This is a genomic window from Halalkalibacter alkalisediminis, from assembly GCF_028610705.1.
GTDB classification, from domain to species: domain Bacteria; phylum Bacillota; class Bacilli; order Bacillales; family Bacillaceae_D; genus Halalkalibacter; species Halalkalibacter alkalisediminis.
This window is the reverse complement of the sequence record NZ_JAQQWT010000002.1, coordinates 146,652-164,879: the sequence shown is the minus strand read 5'-3', so window position 1 is coordinate 164,879 and position 18,228 is coordinate 146,652. Positions and strand designations below refer to the sequence as shown.

General features: G+C 33.3%; 14 protein-coding genes and 1 pseudogene. All 15 read left to right on the top strand.

The window, feature by feature from the left end; genetic code table 11:
• The first annotated feature begins 4 nt into the window (after positions 1–4).
• The 15 genes and pseudogenes from PQ474_RS03280 to PQ474_RS03210 all read left to right on the top strand — a co-directional run bounded on the left by PQ474_RS03280 (position 5) and on the right by PQ474_RS03210 (position 18,209).
• On the top strand, positions 5–1,255 hold the full coding sequence (locus PQ474_RS03280; protein WP_273840532.1) for a glycosyltransferase: 1,251 nt from the start codon (positions 5–7) through the stop codon (positions 1,253–1,255).
• Positions 1,256–1,257: 2 nt separating this feature from the next.
• Positions 1,258–2,289, top strand: a complete 1,032-nt coding sequence (locus PQ474_RS03275) for a glycosyltransferase (RefSeq protein WP_273840531.1) — start codon at positions 1,258–1,260, stop codon at positions 2,287–2,289.
• Positions 2,290–2,308: 19 nt separating this feature from the next.
• Positions 2,309–3,469 (top strand): polysaccharide pyruvyl transferase family protein, encoded by a 1,161-nt coding sequence (locus PQ474_RS03270; protein ID WP_273840529.1) that lies wholly within the window; start codon positions 2,309–2,311, stop codon positions 3,467–3,469.
• An 8-nt stretch (positions 3,470–3,477) separates the two neighbouring features.
• Positions 3,478–4,668: a glycosyltransferase gene (locus PQ474_RS03265; RefSeq protein WP_273840526.1), complete on the top strand. Its 1,191-nt coding sequence runs from the start codon at positions 3,478–3,480 to the stop codon at positions 4,666–4,668.
• Positions 4,669–4,684: 16 nt separating this feature from the next.
• Positions 4,685–5,890 carry a glycosyltransferase gene (locus tag PQ474_RS03260; protein WP_273840524.1) on the top strand — a complete coding sequence of 402 codons (1,206 nt, stop codon included), beginning with the start codon at positions 4,685–4,687 and terminating at the stop codon, positions 5,888–5,890.
• The gene (locus PQ474_RS03255; RefSeq protein ID WP_273840522.1) at positions 5,887–7,071 is read left to right on the top strand and encodes a glycoside hydrolase family 88 protein; all 1,185 of its coding nucleotides are present in this window, start codon (positions 5,887–5,889) and stop codon (positions 7,069–7,071) included. Before PQ474_RS03260 ends, PQ474_RS03255 begins: the two co-directional genes overlap by 4 nt.
• A complete protein-coding gene (locus tag PQ474_RS03250; protein WP_273840520.1) occupies positions 7,052–8,209 on the top strand; it encodes a protein kinase family protein in 1,158 nt (385 codons plus the stop codon). Before PQ474_RS03255 ends, PQ474_RS03250 begins: the two co-directional genes overlap by 20 nt.
• Before the next feature lie 54 nt (positions 8,210–8,263).
• Positions 8,264–10,054 carry an ABC transporter ATP-binding protein gene (locus PQ474_RS03245; RefSeq protein WP_390186689.1) on the top strand — a complete coding sequence of 597 codons (1,791 nt, stop codon included), beginning with the start codon at positions 8,264–8,266 and terminating at the stop codon, positions 10,052–10,054.
• Between the two features lie 170 nt (positions 10,055–10,224).
• A complete protein-coding gene (locus PQ474_RS03240) occupies positions 10,225–12,054 on the top strand; it encodes a right-handed parallel beta-helix repeat-containing protein (RefSeq protein ID WP_273840516.1) in 1,830 nt (609 codons plus the stop codon).
• Between the two features lie 274 nt (positions 12,055–12,328).
• Entirely contained in the window at positions 12,329–14,269 is a 1,941-nt protein-coding gene (locus PQ474_RS03235; RefSeq protein WP_273840515.1) for a lasso peptide isopeptide bond-forming cyclase, read from the top strand.
• Positions 14,270–14,283: 14 nt separating this feature from the next.
• Positions 14,284–14,436, top strand: a complete 153-nt coding sequence (locus tag PQ474_RS03230) for a paeninodin family lasso peptide (protein WP_273840513.1) — start codon at positions 14,284–14,286, stop codon at positions 14,434–14,436.
• 348 nt (positions 14,437–14,784) lie between these two features.
• Positions 14,785–16,725 carry an asparagine synthase-related protein gene (locus tag PQ474_RS03225; RefSeq protein ID WP_273840511.1) on the top strand — a complete coding sequence of 647 codons (1,941 nt, stop codon included), beginning with the start codon at positions 14,785–14,787 and terminating at the stop codon, positions 16,723–16,725.
• Positions 16,726–16,739: 14 nt separating this feature from the next.
• Positions 16,740–16,844: pseudogene (locus PQ474_RS03220) on the top strand (paeninodin family lasso peptide); the annotation flags it as partial.
• Between the two features lie 151 nt (positions 16,845–16,995).
• A complete protein-coding gene (locus tag PQ474_RS03215) occupies positions 16,996–17,919 on the top strand; it encodes an aldolase (protein WP_273840510.1) in 924 nt (307 codons plus the stop codon).
• Entirely contained in the window at positions 17,916–18,209 is a 294-nt protein-coding gene (locus tag PQ474_RS03210; RefSeq protein WP_273840508.1) for a lasso peptide biosynthesis PqqD family chaperone, read from the top strand. The genes PQ474_RS03215 and PQ474_RS03210 overlap by 4 nt, the downstream gene beginning before the upstream one ends.
• Positions 18,210–18,228: the final 19 nt, after the last annotated feature.

Here is an 18,228-nt window from a genome sequence, read left to right as displayed (position 1 = left end):
TACAATGAAAAATGTATTAATAGCCTCTTTTGATATGGAAGTTGGTGGAGTCGAAAGAAGTCTTATTAGCATGCTAGATAATTTTGATTATAGAAATCATAAAGTAGATTTGATGTTATATAAACATCAAGGTGACTTTATGGAATTACTATCTCAAAAGGCTAATTTACTAGACGAAATTCGACAATACACCACTTTTAGAAAATCAATCAGTGAAATTTTAAAAGATAAGGAATTCTTTATTGGAGCATCGAGGGTATTAGCTAAAGTAAGTGCTGACTTAAAAGGAAGATTTCAAGGGGTTACCGAACCTGGCTATTATCAAATGCAGTTAATGTGGAAATATGCCTTACCTTTTCTCCCTAAAATGGAAAAAGAGTATGACGTAGCCATTAGTTACCTGTGGCCACATTATTTTGTTGCTGAAAAAGTGAAGGCAAAAAGGAAAGTAGCTTGGATTCATACAGACTATTCGACTGTTGAAACAGATGTAGCAAAAGACGTAGACATGTGGAAGAAATTTGACTATATTGTTGCAGTTTCAGACGCATGTAAACAATCTTTTCTAAAGAAATACCATGAATTAGAAAAGAAGGTTATCGTTATTGAAAATATTACGTCACCAGACTTTATTAAAAGCATGGCAAATGAAGTAGTAGATAACCCCTTAATTAACGATAATCGTTTCAAAATAGTAACAGTAGCTAGGTTGTCTCATGCAAAGGGGATAGATCAAGCAGTTAAAGCCTTAAAACTGTTAAAGGATAAGGGTTATAGTGATATGGCATGGTACGTGGTTGGATATGGTGGCGACGAAGCGAAGCTGAAAGAATTAATATCTCAATATGATTTAGAGAATAACTTTCTACTACTGGGTAAAAAAACGAATCCATACCCCTTTATGCAAGTAGCTGATTTGTACGTTCAGCCTTCTAGATATGAGGGGAAAGCTGTAACGGTTGGTGAAGCTCAGATTCTCTCAAAGCCAGTAATGATTACTAACTATTCAACAGCTAGTAGTCAAGTTGATGAGGGTGTTGATGGAGTTATATGTGAGTTAAGTGTTCAAGGAATAGCTGAAGGAATTGAGAATCTTTATTACGATCAAGAACTAAGAGTGAGACTGGAAATGAATTGTAAGTATAAAGATTTTAGAAATAACTATGAACTGGAAAAGTTATACAAGGTTATTGGTCCACATGAGAAAAAACATAACTTAGCTGATTCCAAAGAGCACAGAAGAGGAGTGGGTTAATTATGAATGCAAAAGTAAGTGTTATTATCCCTGTTTTCAATGCAGAGAAATACCTTACTCAATGTATTGAATCGCTTTTAGCCCAAACTCTTCAAGATTGTGAATTTATTTTCGTTAATGATGGTTCAAAGGATCATAGTCAACAAATTATAGAGGAAGTTGAGAAGCGAGATCCAAGGGTGAAACTAATCAACCAAGTAAATCAAGGTGTTAGTATAGCAAGAAATAATGGATTGAGAGTAGCTACTGGTGAATATATCGGATTTGTAGATGCTGATGATTATATTGAAGCAGATATGTATGAGCAATTATACAGTGTAGCAAAGCAAAACAATTGCGATGTAGTTATATCAAATTTTGAAAGTGAAATTGATGGGCATAAAGTGATCACAAGATATTCATTTCCCATTATACAAACCTTAGATAGAAAATACATTGAATTAGAACTCTTACCTTATTTTCTTAAAAATGATAATTTAAATACGGCTTGTAATAAAATTTATAAAACTAAAATAGCAAAAGAAAATAAAGTTTTATTCCCTAAAAGAGTAACCTTGGGAGAAGACGGACTTTTTAACATACGTTTCTTTAGCTTTGCAACCAAAGCGGTGTATGTAGATTATACGGGATATCACTATAGGGAAGTTGAAGGTAGTGCTACTAGAAATATAGAGGAAAAAGATTATTTTGAACGAGCTCTGGAAGTGTATAAATCAGATTTATTATTTGACATATTAGGAGATATGTCTAAAGAAAAGATAATTCAACTAAAATCAATCAAACTTATACAAAGCGTGATGGCGTACATACATATTTACTTTAAACCATCAAAAGTTGTAAATTTTAAAACAAGGTATCGATATATAAAAAATATGATAAGTAATAAAAGTGTTCGAGAATCAGTACCCTTTTATTATAGTGAAAATTATAATATGTCAGGTAGATATGAAAAATTTATACTTAATATGATAAAGAGAAGATCTATTTTAGGATTATATTGTGCTGTTACATACAGTAGATTAAGAAATAAATAGCCTTTTGGAGGTATATTAAATGAAAGTTATGATGTTTGCTCATGATGGAAGTCTGAATAGAGGTTGTGAAGCTATAGTTAGGTCTTCAAATAATTTAATCAAAGAGAAGGTTAATGGAGCTAAGACGTATTTAGTATCGGGAAAACCTGATACAGATAAAGTACTTGTTAAGTTGGACGGCATATACGATGGCTCGAAAAAAAGTATTAAAAAATATTCTTATGAATGGTTTATTTCATCACTTAAAATAAAGTTTTTCAGTGATGAAACTTATGCTTTAGGAAAGATTGAACACAATACAATTCAATATATTAACGATATGGACGTTTTTTTATCAATTGGTGGTGATAACTACTGTTATGGCGAGCAACCAGGTTGGTATGAGATAGATAGAAGAGTGAAGGAAAAAGGGAAAAAATTAGTATTATGGGGTTGTTCTATCGGAGAAGAAGACTTATCTGAAAGGAAGCTTGAAGACTTAAAGTTATTTGATTTAATCCTCGCTCGCGAGACTCTAACTTATAATACGTTATTAGATAAGGGCCTTACCAATGTAAAATTATGTGCTGATCCTGCTTTCACGATGGAAAAGGAAGAATTGCCGTTACCAGATGGTTGGCAAGTAGATAATACTCTAGGGTTGAACTTTAGCCCATTAGTTTGGAAGCGAAATAAGGAGTCACATACGGCCGTAAAAGCTCTAATTCAGCATATACTAGATTCAACAGATCTTACAATCGCCCTTACTCCGCATGTTATACAAGAAGGAAATAATGACTATGAAATTCTAAACAATTTTTATGAAGAGTTTAAAGGTACAGGTAGAGTAATCTTACTACCGGATAATTTAAATGCAATCCAGTACAAAGGATATATAGCAAGAATGAGATACTTTGTTGGTGCTAGAACACATGCAACAATAGCTGCTTATTCGAACAGTATTCCAACTATGGTCTTAGGGTACAGTGTTAAATCAAAGGGGATAGCAAAAGATATATTTGGAAAAGAGAAATTAGTTTTGGGGATTGAGGAAATATCTAACAGTACGAAATTAATAAATTCTTTTGATAAGATGGTTAGCGAAGAAATACAGATTAGAAATCAATTAGAAAAATCAATACCAAATATTAAAAAAATGTCATATAAAGCAGTAGATTACCTTAATGAATTAATAACCTGAGGTGGAAAATGAAGAAAAATTTATTATTTGTAATGCCAAGTTTAGCTGCAGGTGGTGGAGAGAAGAGTTTAGTTAATTTATTGTCTCAGATTGATTATAAGAAATATAATGTGGATTTATTTTTATTAAATCATAATGGTATTTTTATGGAATATATCCCGAAAGAAGTACAGGTTCTAACTTTACCAGACTCCTATTCTGTATTTACGTTACCACTTTACCATTCTCTTATTAAATTTCTTTTGAAAGGAAAGCCTTCATTAGCAATTGCTAGAATTATGTTCACATTAACAAGTCGAAATAACAAAAATACTTCTGAAAGAGAACAATATAGTTGGAAGTATATCTCAGAGGCTTTAGACATCACAAATAAAAAATACGATGTCGCTATAGGTTTCCTAGAAAAAACATCTACTTATTTTTGTGTCGATAAAGTTAATGCAACTAAGAAAATAGGTTGGGTTCATATTGACTATGATAAATTAGGTATGGATCCCGAATTTGATATTCATTATTTCAAAAAGTTAGATAACATTGTAACTGTCTCACAAGAATGTGCCAGTATTCTTAAAAGAAGATTTCCAAGTGAAAGTAATAAAGTTGATGTTATATATAATGTTGTCTCACCATCGATGATAAATAAAATGGCTATTCAAGGTAAATATGATATATATGATAAAAAAGATGATGAAGTTATCATTTTGTCAATTGGTAGACTGCATTATCAAAAAGGGTTTGAAATGGCAATTGAAGCATGTAAGAAATTAGTAGATAAAGGATACAATATTAGATGGTACATTATTGGTGAAGGGGAAGAACGAGAAAAACTTTTAAGTTTAATAAAAACGAACAAATTAGAAAAATATTTTAAATTGTTAGGACTGAAATCAAACCCCTACCCTTATCTAAAACAAGCAGATATTTATGCTCAAACCTCAAGGTTTGAGGGGAAATCAATAGCTATTGATGAAGCGAAAATCTTACAGAAGCCTATTCTAGTTACTAACTACAGTACGGCAAAAGATCAAATTACTAACGAGATAAATGGAGTAATTGTAGAAATGAATTCTGAGTCAATAGGTAAAGGGATGGAAAAAGTCATTTTAGACAATAATTTACGAGATAATATTATAGAAAATCTTTCAAAAGAACTACTAGGAACGGAAGAAGAGATAAATAAACTGTATAAAATGTTTTAGGAGGAGGTGGGGTTCAGTGAAAAAAAACATTTTATTTGTAATGAATAACTTGACCTGTGGAGGAGCCGAAAAGGCTCTTATTTCATTATTAGAAACAATAGATTATGCAAAGTTTAATGTCGATTTGCTTTTATTCAAACAGGAAGGACTATTCCTTTCGCAAATTCCTCCGGAAGTGAATTTATTAGCAGAACCTTGTGGCTATAAATATTTTGATATGTCCATAAAAACTGCCATAAAAGATTGTATTCAAAAAGGACAGTTTGACATTGTATTTTCCAGGTTAAAGGCTGGTTATATATTTCGAACAGAGGAAAATAAGGCTATTTGTGAGCAAAAGGTTTGGAAATGTTTATCAAATATTTTGCAGTCTATTCAAAAGGAGTATGACGTTGCAATTGGTTACTTAGAAAAAAGCCCGGTTTACTTTTCGATTGAAAAGGTAAATGCGAAGAAAAAAATAGGATTCATACATAACGATTATAATAAACTCGGGATGGATCCTAAAATTGATGAATACTATTTTAGTAAATTAGATAATATTCTTACGGTTTCAGAAGAATGCGCCAGGGTATTAAGGAGTAAATTCCCTCAATACAAAAATAAAGTAGATGTAATGTATAATATTGTGTCACCAGCGGTGCTGAACAAATTGTCTACTGAAAAAATAGACATAGTAAAAAGTGGAGTCACATTGGTTTCAGTAGGAAGATTAACACAACAAAAAGGGTTCGAACTTGCGGTAAAAGCATGTAAAAATTTAGTTAAAAATGGTTACGATGTGAAATGGTATGTTATTGGTGAAGGAGAAGAACGGGTCACGTTAGAGAGGTTAATAATTGAAAATGATCTCCTTGAAAATTTTATTCTACTAGGATTGAAGGAAAATCCGTATCCGTATATTAAAGCTGCTGATATTTATGTACAGCCATCTAGATTTGAAGGGAAGTCCATTGCTATTGATGAGGCTAAAATACTCAACAAACCAATAGTGGTAACTAACTTCAGTACAGTGACTGATCAAATTTCAAACAACCAAAATGGTCTGATCGTGGAAATGAACCCAAAAGCTATTGCTGGTGGAATAAAAAGGTTAATTGATAACGTAAGTATAAGGAATTCACTCAAAGAAAATTTATTAAAAGAAGAACTTGGAACTGAATCTGAAATACAAAAACTATACGATTTATTTAGAGTAGGACAGAAAGGAATTAACAAATGATAACTCAATTAGTAGCTATTCTCTTACTAGGCATAATAGCAATAATTGTTCTAATAGACATTGTCCCTCTATTTAAAGATTGGGTAAGTCGGATCCACATAGGGAGATACACTGATAAAGAAATATGGAATAAGGCTATTTCAAAACAAGGGGTTAGGTGGCTAAATAAGACTCCTAAAATCAAAGTAACTGATAACACAAGATTTGTTGTATTGGATATGGTAAAAGGAAATTATATGAAAAGCGCCATACAACATTGGCAAGAGGCGTCATTGTTATTAGGTTTATCAGAATACTTGAAAACTAATGATGATATTGAAGTGAAAAGTGAAATTGAAAAGTTTTTAAATGGGAAATTTGATAAAGAAGGTCACTGGATAGATAAACCTAATCAGGTAGATGTAGCAATACTAGCTTATGCTGTTATGAAGTTAGACTTTGTAGAAACAACTCGATATCAAAAAGCATTGGATTATACGTGGGAACTAATAAAAGATCATATAGGTGAAGATGGAACAGTAGGATATAGGAAATCAATGATGAGCTACAGATACGTAGATACTATTGGTTTTATATGTCCTTTTTTAGTTGCCTATGGAACAAGGTATAACAAGGAAGAATGTGTTGATTTAGCAGTAAAACAAATTAAAGAGTATGAAGAATATGGAATGTTAGATAAACATTCTATTCCATGTCATGCCTATAAAGTGGATAGTCATGAGCCTCTTGGGTTATATGGATGGGGTAGAGGGCTTGGTTGGTTTGCTATCGGTTTGATTGATGCTTGGAATGAACTATCGGGAGATAGCAAGTATAAGTCAGTATTGGATCAAAGTGTAGAACAATTTGCTAGAGCCTGTATAAACATGCAACAAAAGAATGGAAGTTGGAATTGGACAGTGACGAGGAAGGAATCACGACCTGATTCCTCAACTACAGCTACTTTAGCTTGGTTTTTAGTGAATGCAGCAAAGATTGATAAGATTACTAATGAAAGTTTAAGAAGTAGTGAGATGGCAATTAATTATCTCATGAAAGTTACAAGAAAAAATGGAGCAGTTGATTTTTCCCAAGGTGATACGAAAGATATAGGGGTTTACTCAACTTTATTTAATGTATTGCCTTTTACGCAAGGGTTTAGTAGTAGAACTATAAATTTATATGAAAAATATAAAAGGTAAAATTATAAAGGCGGTGATACTAATTTTTACTACAAAAAAGTACAAGGGATACAGATATATTAAAGTAAATAATTATTTTTATAGCTTAGATACTAATAAGTATAAAATGTTTTTTTACTTATGGAGCAAATTAAAACCGTTTAGTATCATCGATGGCAAATCAACAAATAAAAAATTAATTCCGGAATGGTTTGTAAAGTTATATAGAATTTGTCACCTGATTACCAATATTCACAGAGAGCCTAGAATAAATAAAGCTAACTTAATAGTTCTACCAGTCTATGGTCAAATAGCGATATATAGTAAAAGGCAAGATAACTTCAAGGTATTTGATGTCAAAAAGGGAATTGCTACAACAATTTTTTCAGATAGTATCAAAAATGATATTCTCACTAATAAAGTAGAAAAGTATAAAAAATTGGGTGAATTAAGTCTTGGACCGCAATTAATTGAGTTTAACAAAACAAAAAAGATGTATAAAGAGGCTTTTTTAAATTATCCTCACTTTTCACTGAAAACTATGAGCGAAGAAGATAAGGCAATTGTAATTAAAAAAGTAACCAGCTTTATTAAGGACTTAATAACGAAATATCCTGTAGAACATATTCTCCTAGATGTATATTTACATAAACTGAAGGTTGAATCAACAGGGAAATTGTTAGGTGACAACTGTAAAATTAGAGAGATAAATGATTTTATTTCAGATATGAAAAAAGATCTTTTGCTGAGAGGAAATGAGAAGATTTATCTAGTAATGTCTCATGGAGACCTTCATTTTAATAACCTTATAAAAGATAAAAAAGTTATCAAAGCCATAGATTGGGAGTTTTGTGAAAAAAGGTCAATCCTATACGATTTGCACTTTTTACGTTATAAAACAAAATCAACAGTGGATATACCTTTTTTTATAAAACTTTTACATAAGGAGAATGTTATCAATGCAAGTACTATAGATAGTGATCTCTATTTGGACTTATTCTACTTAGAATATATTACTCATTGGCTGAACGTAGTTTATCAAAGTAAGGAATATTTAAACTTAGCAGATATTAATAATATCCTTAATTGGATTATAAGAGATATAAAAGTATTCAAAAGTTTTAAAAAAAATAAGGGAATTAAAACTCTATTATTATGAACCTAATGGTTCTAAATAAATGTTGAAGTGAAATTACTAATCCTAGTTAAAGGTGTGAATCAATTGAAAGATGCCTTCAAGAAATTATTAATGCTTTTTGAGAAAAAAGAAAAGAAAAAGTTAGTAGTATTATTTTTTATGATGTTAATTGCAGCAATTTTTGAAACAATTGGAATTGGCTTGGTAGTTCCATTTGTTGGAATTATTACAAACCCAGGCATTATTCATGAGCAAGCCGTATTATCATATATTTATAGTATGTTAAATTTCCCAACAACAGCATCGTTTATTATATTTTCAGTAGTAGTATTGCTTACAGTGTTCGTCTTGAAAAACCTTTACTTACTACTATTTCACTATGTACAATATAGAGTTATCTTAAACCAACAAGTAAGGCTATCACGAAAACTATTTAAAGAGTACCTAACAAAACCATACACATTCCATCTACAACGAAATTCAGCTGACTTACTTCGAAATGTTAATAGTGAAGTACCTAAGGTGTTTCAAGGAATTATCTTGTCCGCATTTCATTTATTTACAGAGTTACTTGTAATTATTTGCATCTTAGCATTGCTATTAGTAACAGCTCCAACTGCAACTATAACTGCTGCAGTATTATTATGTAGTAGTGTAGTATTATTTTTTAAAGTATTTCGTAATAAAATTAGTCACTTAGGAAAAGAGCAACAAAAATTAAGTGGTACGATGATTAAATGGGTAAAACAAGGGTTAGGAGCAAGTAAAGAAATAAAGGTATCAGGAAAAGAAAGTTTTTTTGTGAATGCTTATACAAAACAGAGTCAAACTATTGCGAATAATAATCGTTACATGAAAATGTTGGAACAAGTTCCAAGGCTTTTTATCGAAACACTATTGGTAGCGATTGTCCTCATTACTATGATCATAATAATTTTTCAAGGGACAAATACGACGACAGAATTAGTATCAACAATGGCATTATTTGCTATGACAGCTTTTCGACTAATGCCATCAATCAATCGAGTCATGGCTATGATAACAACAATTCGTTATAGCCAACCTGCATTAACGGTTATTTATGAAGATTTATTCATGAATAAAGAAAAGTCCTCAGAGGTTGATTTCACTACTGAAACGAATTCAGCAAAGGTTAACCATGGAAAGAAAGTTTTTAACAATGCCATAAAGTTAAACGATGTCTCTTTTCGTTATCCAAATCAAAATGAGTTTTCAGTAAAAGACGTGTCTTTGACGATTCCAATTGGTCAATCTGTTGCGTTTATAGGGGAGTCGGGTGCTGGAAAAACTACTATAGTTGATATTATTTTAGGTGTCTTACAACCAGAAAAGGGACGCATTTTAGTTGACGGTAAGAACCTACTTGACCAAAAGTCAATATGGCAACAGAAAATAGGTTATATTCCACAATCTATATTTTTATCAGATGATACGATACGTGGAAATGTTGCTTTTGGAATAGAGGGAAAGCAAATTAATGATGCAGAAGTGTGGAGAGCATTGGAACAGGCTCAACTAAAAGAGTTTGTTGAACAACTTTCTGATAAACTAGACACAAGTATTGGAGAAAGAGGTGTAAGACTATCAGGTGGGCAACGCCAACGGATCGGTATTGCTCGAGCTTTGTATCATAATCCAGAAATATTATTTATGGATGAAGCAACATCTGCATTAGATAATGAAACAGAAAAAGAGATCATGAAGGCTATTGACGGTTTAAAAGGAGAAAAAACATTAATCATTATAGCGCATAGATTAAGTACGATTGAGAATTGTGATGTTGTATTCAAAATCAGCAAAGGAAGATTAGTTGCAATTAATAATCAGTTTGAACAAACGTCGTAATATAGTATCTAGTTAAGTGTAATCTAAAACTATTTTCAGAAAAAGTTAAAGTATCTTGAGTGATTTGTGATGCTTTCTCTTTATGTTTTCATAGGTTAATTATAGAAATCCTATAAAGAAACAGAAGGTTATGATAGAGAAAAATGGACTTTAAAGAGGATGGGGTAGTAATGAAAATCAATTTTGGTTGGTTGCTAATAAGCATCATTCTTGTAGGGTGTACACCAAACAGTACCGACCACTCTGACGCAGTTCGCTTAGATATCGAAAATGAACAAGAGGAAGATTTATCACAACAGGTTTATACTTTGGAACTAGAGCGTTGGAATATACATAATGATGAATCACACCCAATTGAAACAACTAAGGGATTTAACGAAGCACTTAATTGGGCATCTGAAAATGGGGACATAATATTTGAGGTACCAGCAGGAAACTACCTTATAGACAAAGATTTTCGGATAAACATGGTCAGTAATATGACTTTTAAACTTGATGATGAAACGGTACTTCAGAAAGAAACAAATGGCTATGAAAGATATGAATTGTTGTATATTGGTCCTGGCATAGAAAACGTTACCTTAATTGGGGGTATATATATGGGGGACCGTGATACTCATGATTATTCAGGGAAAGATAACGAACATAGTGCAGGTACTCATGAGTCTGGATGTGGGATTTTGGCTGAAGGTGCTATAGGTCTTACTGTTGAAAATGTGAAGGCTGTAAGTTTTACAGGTGATGGCCTATGTGTAGGTGGAACAAGTCAATTAATTAATGAGTTATCTGAATCTGATTTTAAATTTGGAGGACTCGATGAAAATGGCAATTTAATTTATGATACAACGAAAATTAGAACTAAAGATATCGAAAAAACGAATTTTACTAATGGGATTTTTGAAAATCAAAGGACCTTTCAGTTTTCGTTGCCACGTAATCTATCGAGTGAAGTTACTTTTGATGTGTATTTTTTTAATGCAGAAGATATCTTTTTATCTCATGTAACAGATCAAAAGATAGGGTGGGATTTGATCGAAGTCCCTGTTGATGCCGACTATTATTATGCTGTTTTTGATACAGATGCTATAGAAGATGTCTACGTAGAATTCTGGAACAAAGTAATTTCAAAAGATGTTACTGTGAAAAACTCTGAGTTTGCTTACAATCGCCGACAAGGGATTACTGTAGGTGGAGCAGAAAACGTTTTAATTGAAAACAATGAAATACATAACATCTCAGGAACAGCCCCTCAATCTGGAATTGATGTTGAAGGTGGCGTGGGCGAAAATGGTTTACCTAATGAGAACATTAAGATTAGAGATAATAACTTCTATAACAATGCAGCATATGATGTTATTTTATTTGATGGAAAGAATGCTATAGTCGAGAATAATTATTTAGGATCTAAAGGTGCTATCGGTTTAGCCATTTCAGAACCATTTTCAGGAGCAACAGTAAAAAATAATACTTTTGATGGATCCAGAATTGTAGCTTATTATGATGCTGAATTCATAGATAATGTAATGAATGACTCGTATACCTATTTTACAGGTCCTAACATTACAATTGATGGGATGATTTTGACAGATTCAAAATTTAGTATAAGTAGTAAAGTGCCATTTGGAGTAACAGCTTCAAATATTTTGATAAAGAATAATAAGAAAAATGATTCTGGATTAACAGTATGGGACCAACCTGTACATTTAACTAATATTACTATAGAAGGACAATCAACATTACGAAATCTCACGGGTGGAGTGGAAGAAGGAAGTATTTTCGACAATTTAAAAGTCATTGGATACAACTCTACTTACGGGCTCGATCTTCCAAGGGGAACGTATAACAACTGTGTATTTGAAGCTGGTGAAGGTGGATCGGTAGGACCGGTTATAAATCAAGAAGGGAAATATGAGTTTAATGATTGTACCTTTGTTGGTGGAAACCCTCATGTGGCTAATGACAAAGCTGATGTAACAATTAAACAAGTAGAAAGTAATTAAGGGTTTCTTTGTGAAAAGGAACTAAGGGCTGTATGGAATGATAATTGTGTAAATGATTTTTCTTTTATCTGATTGACATAAGATAATTTTGATGTAATATAAGTATTATAATGTTCTTTAAAAAGAACGATGAATCAGCATATATTATTAATACATACGGACATGTTACATTTGTGAAGTTTGGCATTATTGTATTCTAATCCTGAACTTCAACTTTTCTCACTCTTTAAGTTCTTTAATAAGAACGATAGTTGTACGAATATAGGAGGAGCCAATGAGTGCAATTGCTGGAATTTATCATACTAATAATGAACCTGTTCATATAGAACATAGTAACGCCATTATGAAAAACTTAGAACAATACCCAGCAGATGATATTCAAACTTGGTACAAGAAGAATATTTTCCTTGGCTGTCATGCACAATGGGTTACTCCTGAATCAGTAGGAGAGTTATTACCTTATTATGATAAAGATAGAAAGTTATCAATTACCGCAGATGCGATTATTGATAACCGTGATGAGCTATTTGAAAAATTACAAGTTGATTATTATAAAAGAAGATCGATTTCTGATAGTGAGTTAATTTTGCTTGCTTATCACAAGTGGAAAGAAGAATCGCCTAAGTATTTAGTAGGCGATTTTGCTTTCTTGATTTGGGATGATGTCAACCAAAAGTTATTTGGGGCTAGAGATTTCTCTGGAAGTAGGACACTTTATTATTACCGAGGAAAACAGCGGTTTGCCTTTTGCACGACAATACAACCGCTATTGTCTTTACCGTATGTTGAAAAGCAGCTTAATGAACAGTGGTTAGCTCAATATTTGGCTATAACCGGAATGATTGATGTTGTTGATGCATCTGCAACGCCTTACAACAATATAAAGCAAATTCCACCCTCTCATAGCATTTCTATCGTAGGTGAAAAAGTGGCCCTTAACCGATATTGTACATTAAGCTCAGAAAAGAAGTTGAAATTTAAATCAGATGAAGAGTATGTAGAAGCATTTCAAGAGGTATTTCAAGAAGCTGTTTCTTCTCGTTTGCGTACGTATCGTCATGTAGGCGCTCAGTTAAGTGGTGGGTTGGATTCCGGCTCGATTGTTGGTTTTGCTTCTAAGGAATTAAGTTTAAGTAATAAAACACTACATACATTCAGTTATATCCCACCGAGTGATTTTATAGACTTTACACCGAGACATTTAATGCCTGATGAGAGGCCGCTTATTAAATCAACAGTGAATTATGTAGGTGGTATAAATGACCATTATCTAGATTTTGATGGAAGGGATTCATATTCAGAAATAGAAGGGTTTCTTGAAATGATGGAAATGCCTTATAAATTCTTTGAAAACTCTTTCTGGTTAAAGGGGATGTTCGAGAAAGCAAATAATGAGGGTGTTGGAATTCTTCTAAACGGAGGAAGAGGAAACCTGAGTATATCTTGGGGATCGGCATTAGACTTTTATGCTCTCCTATTAAAAAGACTAAAATGGGTTCGACTTTATCAAGAGTTGGATCAATATAGTAAAAACGTGGGTGGAGCTAGGTTACGGAGATTACCTAGTCTAGCAAAGAAAGCATTCCCTACTATAAAGCGAGCAGTACCAGCAATCACCTCAAACACGAATTCTATGTTAATTAACGTAGAATTTGCTAGGAAAACTAATGTTTATACGGAACTAAGTAAATTTGGCATAGACGAATCGGGGTGGTTTTCGTCAACCAATATCTATGAACAAAGGATACGACATTTTGCAGATGTTTTTCATTGGAATGCAAGTAACACTCTTTCTACAAAGTTATCTCTACGTCATGGATTATGGAAGCGCGATCCTACCAATGATATCAGAGTAATCCGCTTTTGCTTATCGGTCCCTGAGAGTCAATACGTTCAAAAAGGATTAGATCGTGCCCTTATTCGAAGATCCACTAAAGGATTGTTGCCTGATAACGTTAGGTTAAATCAGCGTATTCACGGTGTTCAAGGTGCTGATTGGGTTCATCGGATGATTCCGCATTGGGATACTTTCATAGAAGACGTACAACAAATGGCAAATGACAAGGATTATTTAATTTATTTAAATGGTCAAGCAATTAAGGATGCTTTTATTAAAGTGAAAGATGGCGTTAGCCCCTCATATGTTGTTGAATCTAATAGCAAGGTGCTTATGCGTAGTTTGATAGTTTATAAATTTTTAAAACGATTCGATTGAAAGGGGGTGACAATATGAAACAAACATGGAAAAAACCTGTATTGGAAGAACTTAAGGTAAATATGACAATGGCCTCAACTGTTAATGGGCCATATACGGATGAAGCATATGTTCCGGGTGAAAGAGTTGACGCCAGTGCGCCTGCGTATAATCGATTTACTAGTTAGAAATTAATATGTGAGAGTTACTAATTAGCAATGCTACTTAAATTGTTTCGATTTTCTTGTTTTAATTGTCGTGTAAAATAGCTCATATGTTTTATATATGGGTTATTTTACATGTTTGTAAGTGGATTCTTATGAAATCAATCAAACAATAGATAAATGTAAAAGGGTAATTGACAACATAGTAAAATAGTGATAATTTTAAAATAATGGGCTGTTCTTTATAAAGAATTAAAAAGGAGTTTTATTAAGGTTATAGCAATATTAATATATTTTTTTGTTTTTTTGTCCTTTATAACGAATGACTAGGGGAGATGTGCGCTTTTAGTGAGAAGAAATGGAGGTGAAGTTGTGAGTGCGATCACGGGACTTTTTCATTTTAATAAGAACTTAGTCAGGATAGAGCAAATTTATAGTTTGATGAAGACCTTTGAGAAATTTCCTGCTGATGATATTCAAACATGGCAGAAACAGCATATTTTCCTAGGCTGCCATGCACAATGGATTACTCCAGAATCGATCGGTGAACAGTTACCTTATTATGATTATGAAAGACAGCTAGCAATTACAGCGGATGTGATCATTGATAATCGAAAAGAGTTATTTGAGATGTTGCAAGTAGATAAGCATCAAAGAAAAACCATCCCTGACAGTCAATTAATTATTTTGGCCTATCAAAAATGGGGAGAAGAAGTACCTAAATTTCTAATTGGTGATTTTGCTTTTATGATTTGGGATGAGAGAAAACGAAAACTTTTTGGTGCTAGAGATTTCAGTGGGGCGCGTACGCTTTACTATTATAATGATCGAAGTCAGTTCGCCTTTTCTACAACAGTAGAGCCATTATTTACAATACCACATGTTAAAAAGAAACTAAATGAAGGATGGTTGGCTGAATACTTAGCTATTCCAAATATGGTAGAAGCAGTAGACATGACAACCACGGCCTATAAGGCTATCTCTCAAGTTCCTCCTTCACATAGTATTACGGTTAGTGATGGTCGAGTTACAATTTCAAGATATAGCAGGATTGAAGTCAAGAAAACATTAAGGCTCAAGTCGAATGAAGAGTATGAAGAAGCTTTTCAAGAGGTATTTCAGCGAGCTGTAACAGATCGGCTGCGTACTCAAGGTGGAGTTGGTTCACATTTGAGTGGAGGCTTAGATTCGGGTTCAGTCGTTAGTTTTGCCGGACATGAGCTAAAAAAAAGTAATAAACAGTTACATACATTTAGTTATATCCCGGAAAGGGGATTTGAGGATTGGACTCATAAATCATTACTTGCAGATGAAAGGCCTTATATCCAATCTACTGTAAAGCATGTTGGAAATATTAAGGACCATTATTTAGACTTTGATGGTATTAGCCCATTATCTGAGGTTGATGATTGGCTAGAAATTATGGAAATGCCATATAAATTCTTTGAAAACTCTTTCTGGCTTAAGGGAATCTATGAGAATGCGAATCAAGAAGGTATCAATATTCTTCTAAATGGTGCCAGAGGAAATTGGTCTATTTCGTGGGGTTCTGCTATGTCGTATTACTCTAAACTATTAAAGAGATTTAGGTTGGTTCAACTTAATAAAGAATTAACTTATTATACAAAAAACTTGAGGTTAGGAAAAACAGATGTATTACCAACAGTAAGAGATTATTCCTTTCCTTTTCTGAATCAACTGTTACACAAAAATGATTCTTATCAAGTTCCTTCGTTGATCAACCCAACATTCGCAAAACAAACAGGTGTTTTTAGTAAGTTAAAAGAGCATGGCTTGAGCCTTACAGGGGATCTATTAAAAAGTGATAATGCCATAAGAAAAAGACATTTTCAACAGTTATACCGCTGGAATAAAAGTGGGGTATTAGGTACCAAGTTGTCATTGCGCTATTCATTATGGGAACGTGATCCAACTAATGATATAAGAGTTATACGCTTTTGCTTAAGTGTTCCAGATAGTCAGTATGTTCAGAATGGCTTCGATCGCTCACTTATTCGAAGAGCAACTAAAACGTACTTACCAGATAAAGTGAGACTTAACCAGCAAATTCGAGGAATTCAGGGGGCTGATGTAGTACATCGGATGTCTGCTTCATGGAATGACTTTATTGAAGAAGTTAAGGATATATGTAATCAACAAGAAACTGCTGACTTCCTCAATATAAAGGCAATAAAGGAAGCAATTGATAATCTTGGGAATCAACCTCGTCCAGAGTATCTGTTAGATCCACACTTTAGAATTTTAACTCGAGCTTTAATTGTTCATCGATTCTTGAAGAGAAACTTAGCATGAAGGGAGGTGAAGAGATGAAGAAAGAATGGCATACACCAGTATTAGAAATACTTGATGTGAGTATGACAATGACTGGTAGAGGAGGAGCAATACCTGATTGCTCCGATGTCCATGATCCGCCGGTAACTCATGAAGGTAGAACGAATAATAGACCGGATAATCGAATTAGTTGTAGTTAATAGCCATTAGTATTTACCCCCCTTATACCTTAAGCAAGTATAGGGGAACCTATTAAAAGTAAAATAGAAATGTACTAAGGAGGAACCACCGTTGAAAACAATCTACACAGCTTTTGGATTACAGATAGAAAGCGAATTTCCTCTACCAGAGTTACTTCAGTCTACTACATATTCTACTAATCAGATTGACGTTAAGATTGAACAAACCATTCTTACTTCGTTGTGGGAAGAATGTGCTGGAGATGATCAGTATTTCTTTATCAAAGAAGATTATGTATTATTCCGTATTCCTGAAGTTGGAATTTTTCTTATCCAAAATGGGAATGAAATCTTTGTTTCTCCAATAGGCGAGGTTCAAGAAGATCAGTTAAGGTTATACATCCTTGGAACGTGTATGGGTGCTATTTTAATGCAGAGAAAAATTCTCCCTCTTCATGGAAGTGCCCTAGTAATTGATGGCAAAGCTTATGCCATTGTAGGTAATTCTGGTGCAGGAAAATCGACGTTAGCTTCGGCATTCTTAAAAAGAGGCTACAAGCTTTTAAGTGATGATGTCATTCCCGTTACGTTAAATGAAAAAGGTGTTCCTGTTATAACCCCAGCTTATCCGCAACAAAAGCTTTGGATCGAAAGTCTGGATCAATTCGGAATGACATCTGAGGGCTATCGTCCTATAGTTGACCGCGAGACAAAATTTGCTATTCCCGTTCGTGATCAATTCAGTTCTGAAATAACTCAGCTTGCTGGAGTTATTGAGTTACTAAAAACAGAGAACGACGACATTGAATTTAAATTGGTTCAAGGGTTAGAGAGTTTACATACTTTGTTTAGCCATACGTACAGAAACTTTTTCATTACACCAGCGGGTTTATTAGAATGGCATTTTCAATTAACCGCTAAAATGGTGAACCAGCTCGAGATGTTCCAATTACAAAGACCTATAAATCGTTTTACTGCTCATGAATTAACGGAATTAATTTTATCTACAGTTCGTAAGGAGGAGAAGGTTGTATGATTAAAAACGTAAAGTTAGGTAAAGAACAAGTCGTATCTCAAGTAGAAGGGAATATTGTCTCTGATATGGATGGCGAGAAAGTGATGCTTAGTATTCATAATGGAAAGTATTACAACCTTGGTGATATTGGCGGCGACATTTGGGATTTAATAACTAAACCAATTTCCATTGAAGGGGTTATTGCAAAACTTCAATTGCAGTATGACGTTGAAACCGAAGAATGTGAAGAACATGTCTTAAACTTCTTACATCAATTACACAGTGAAGGCTTAATTAAACTAGAAAGCTAATTTAGTAGAGTTATGGAGG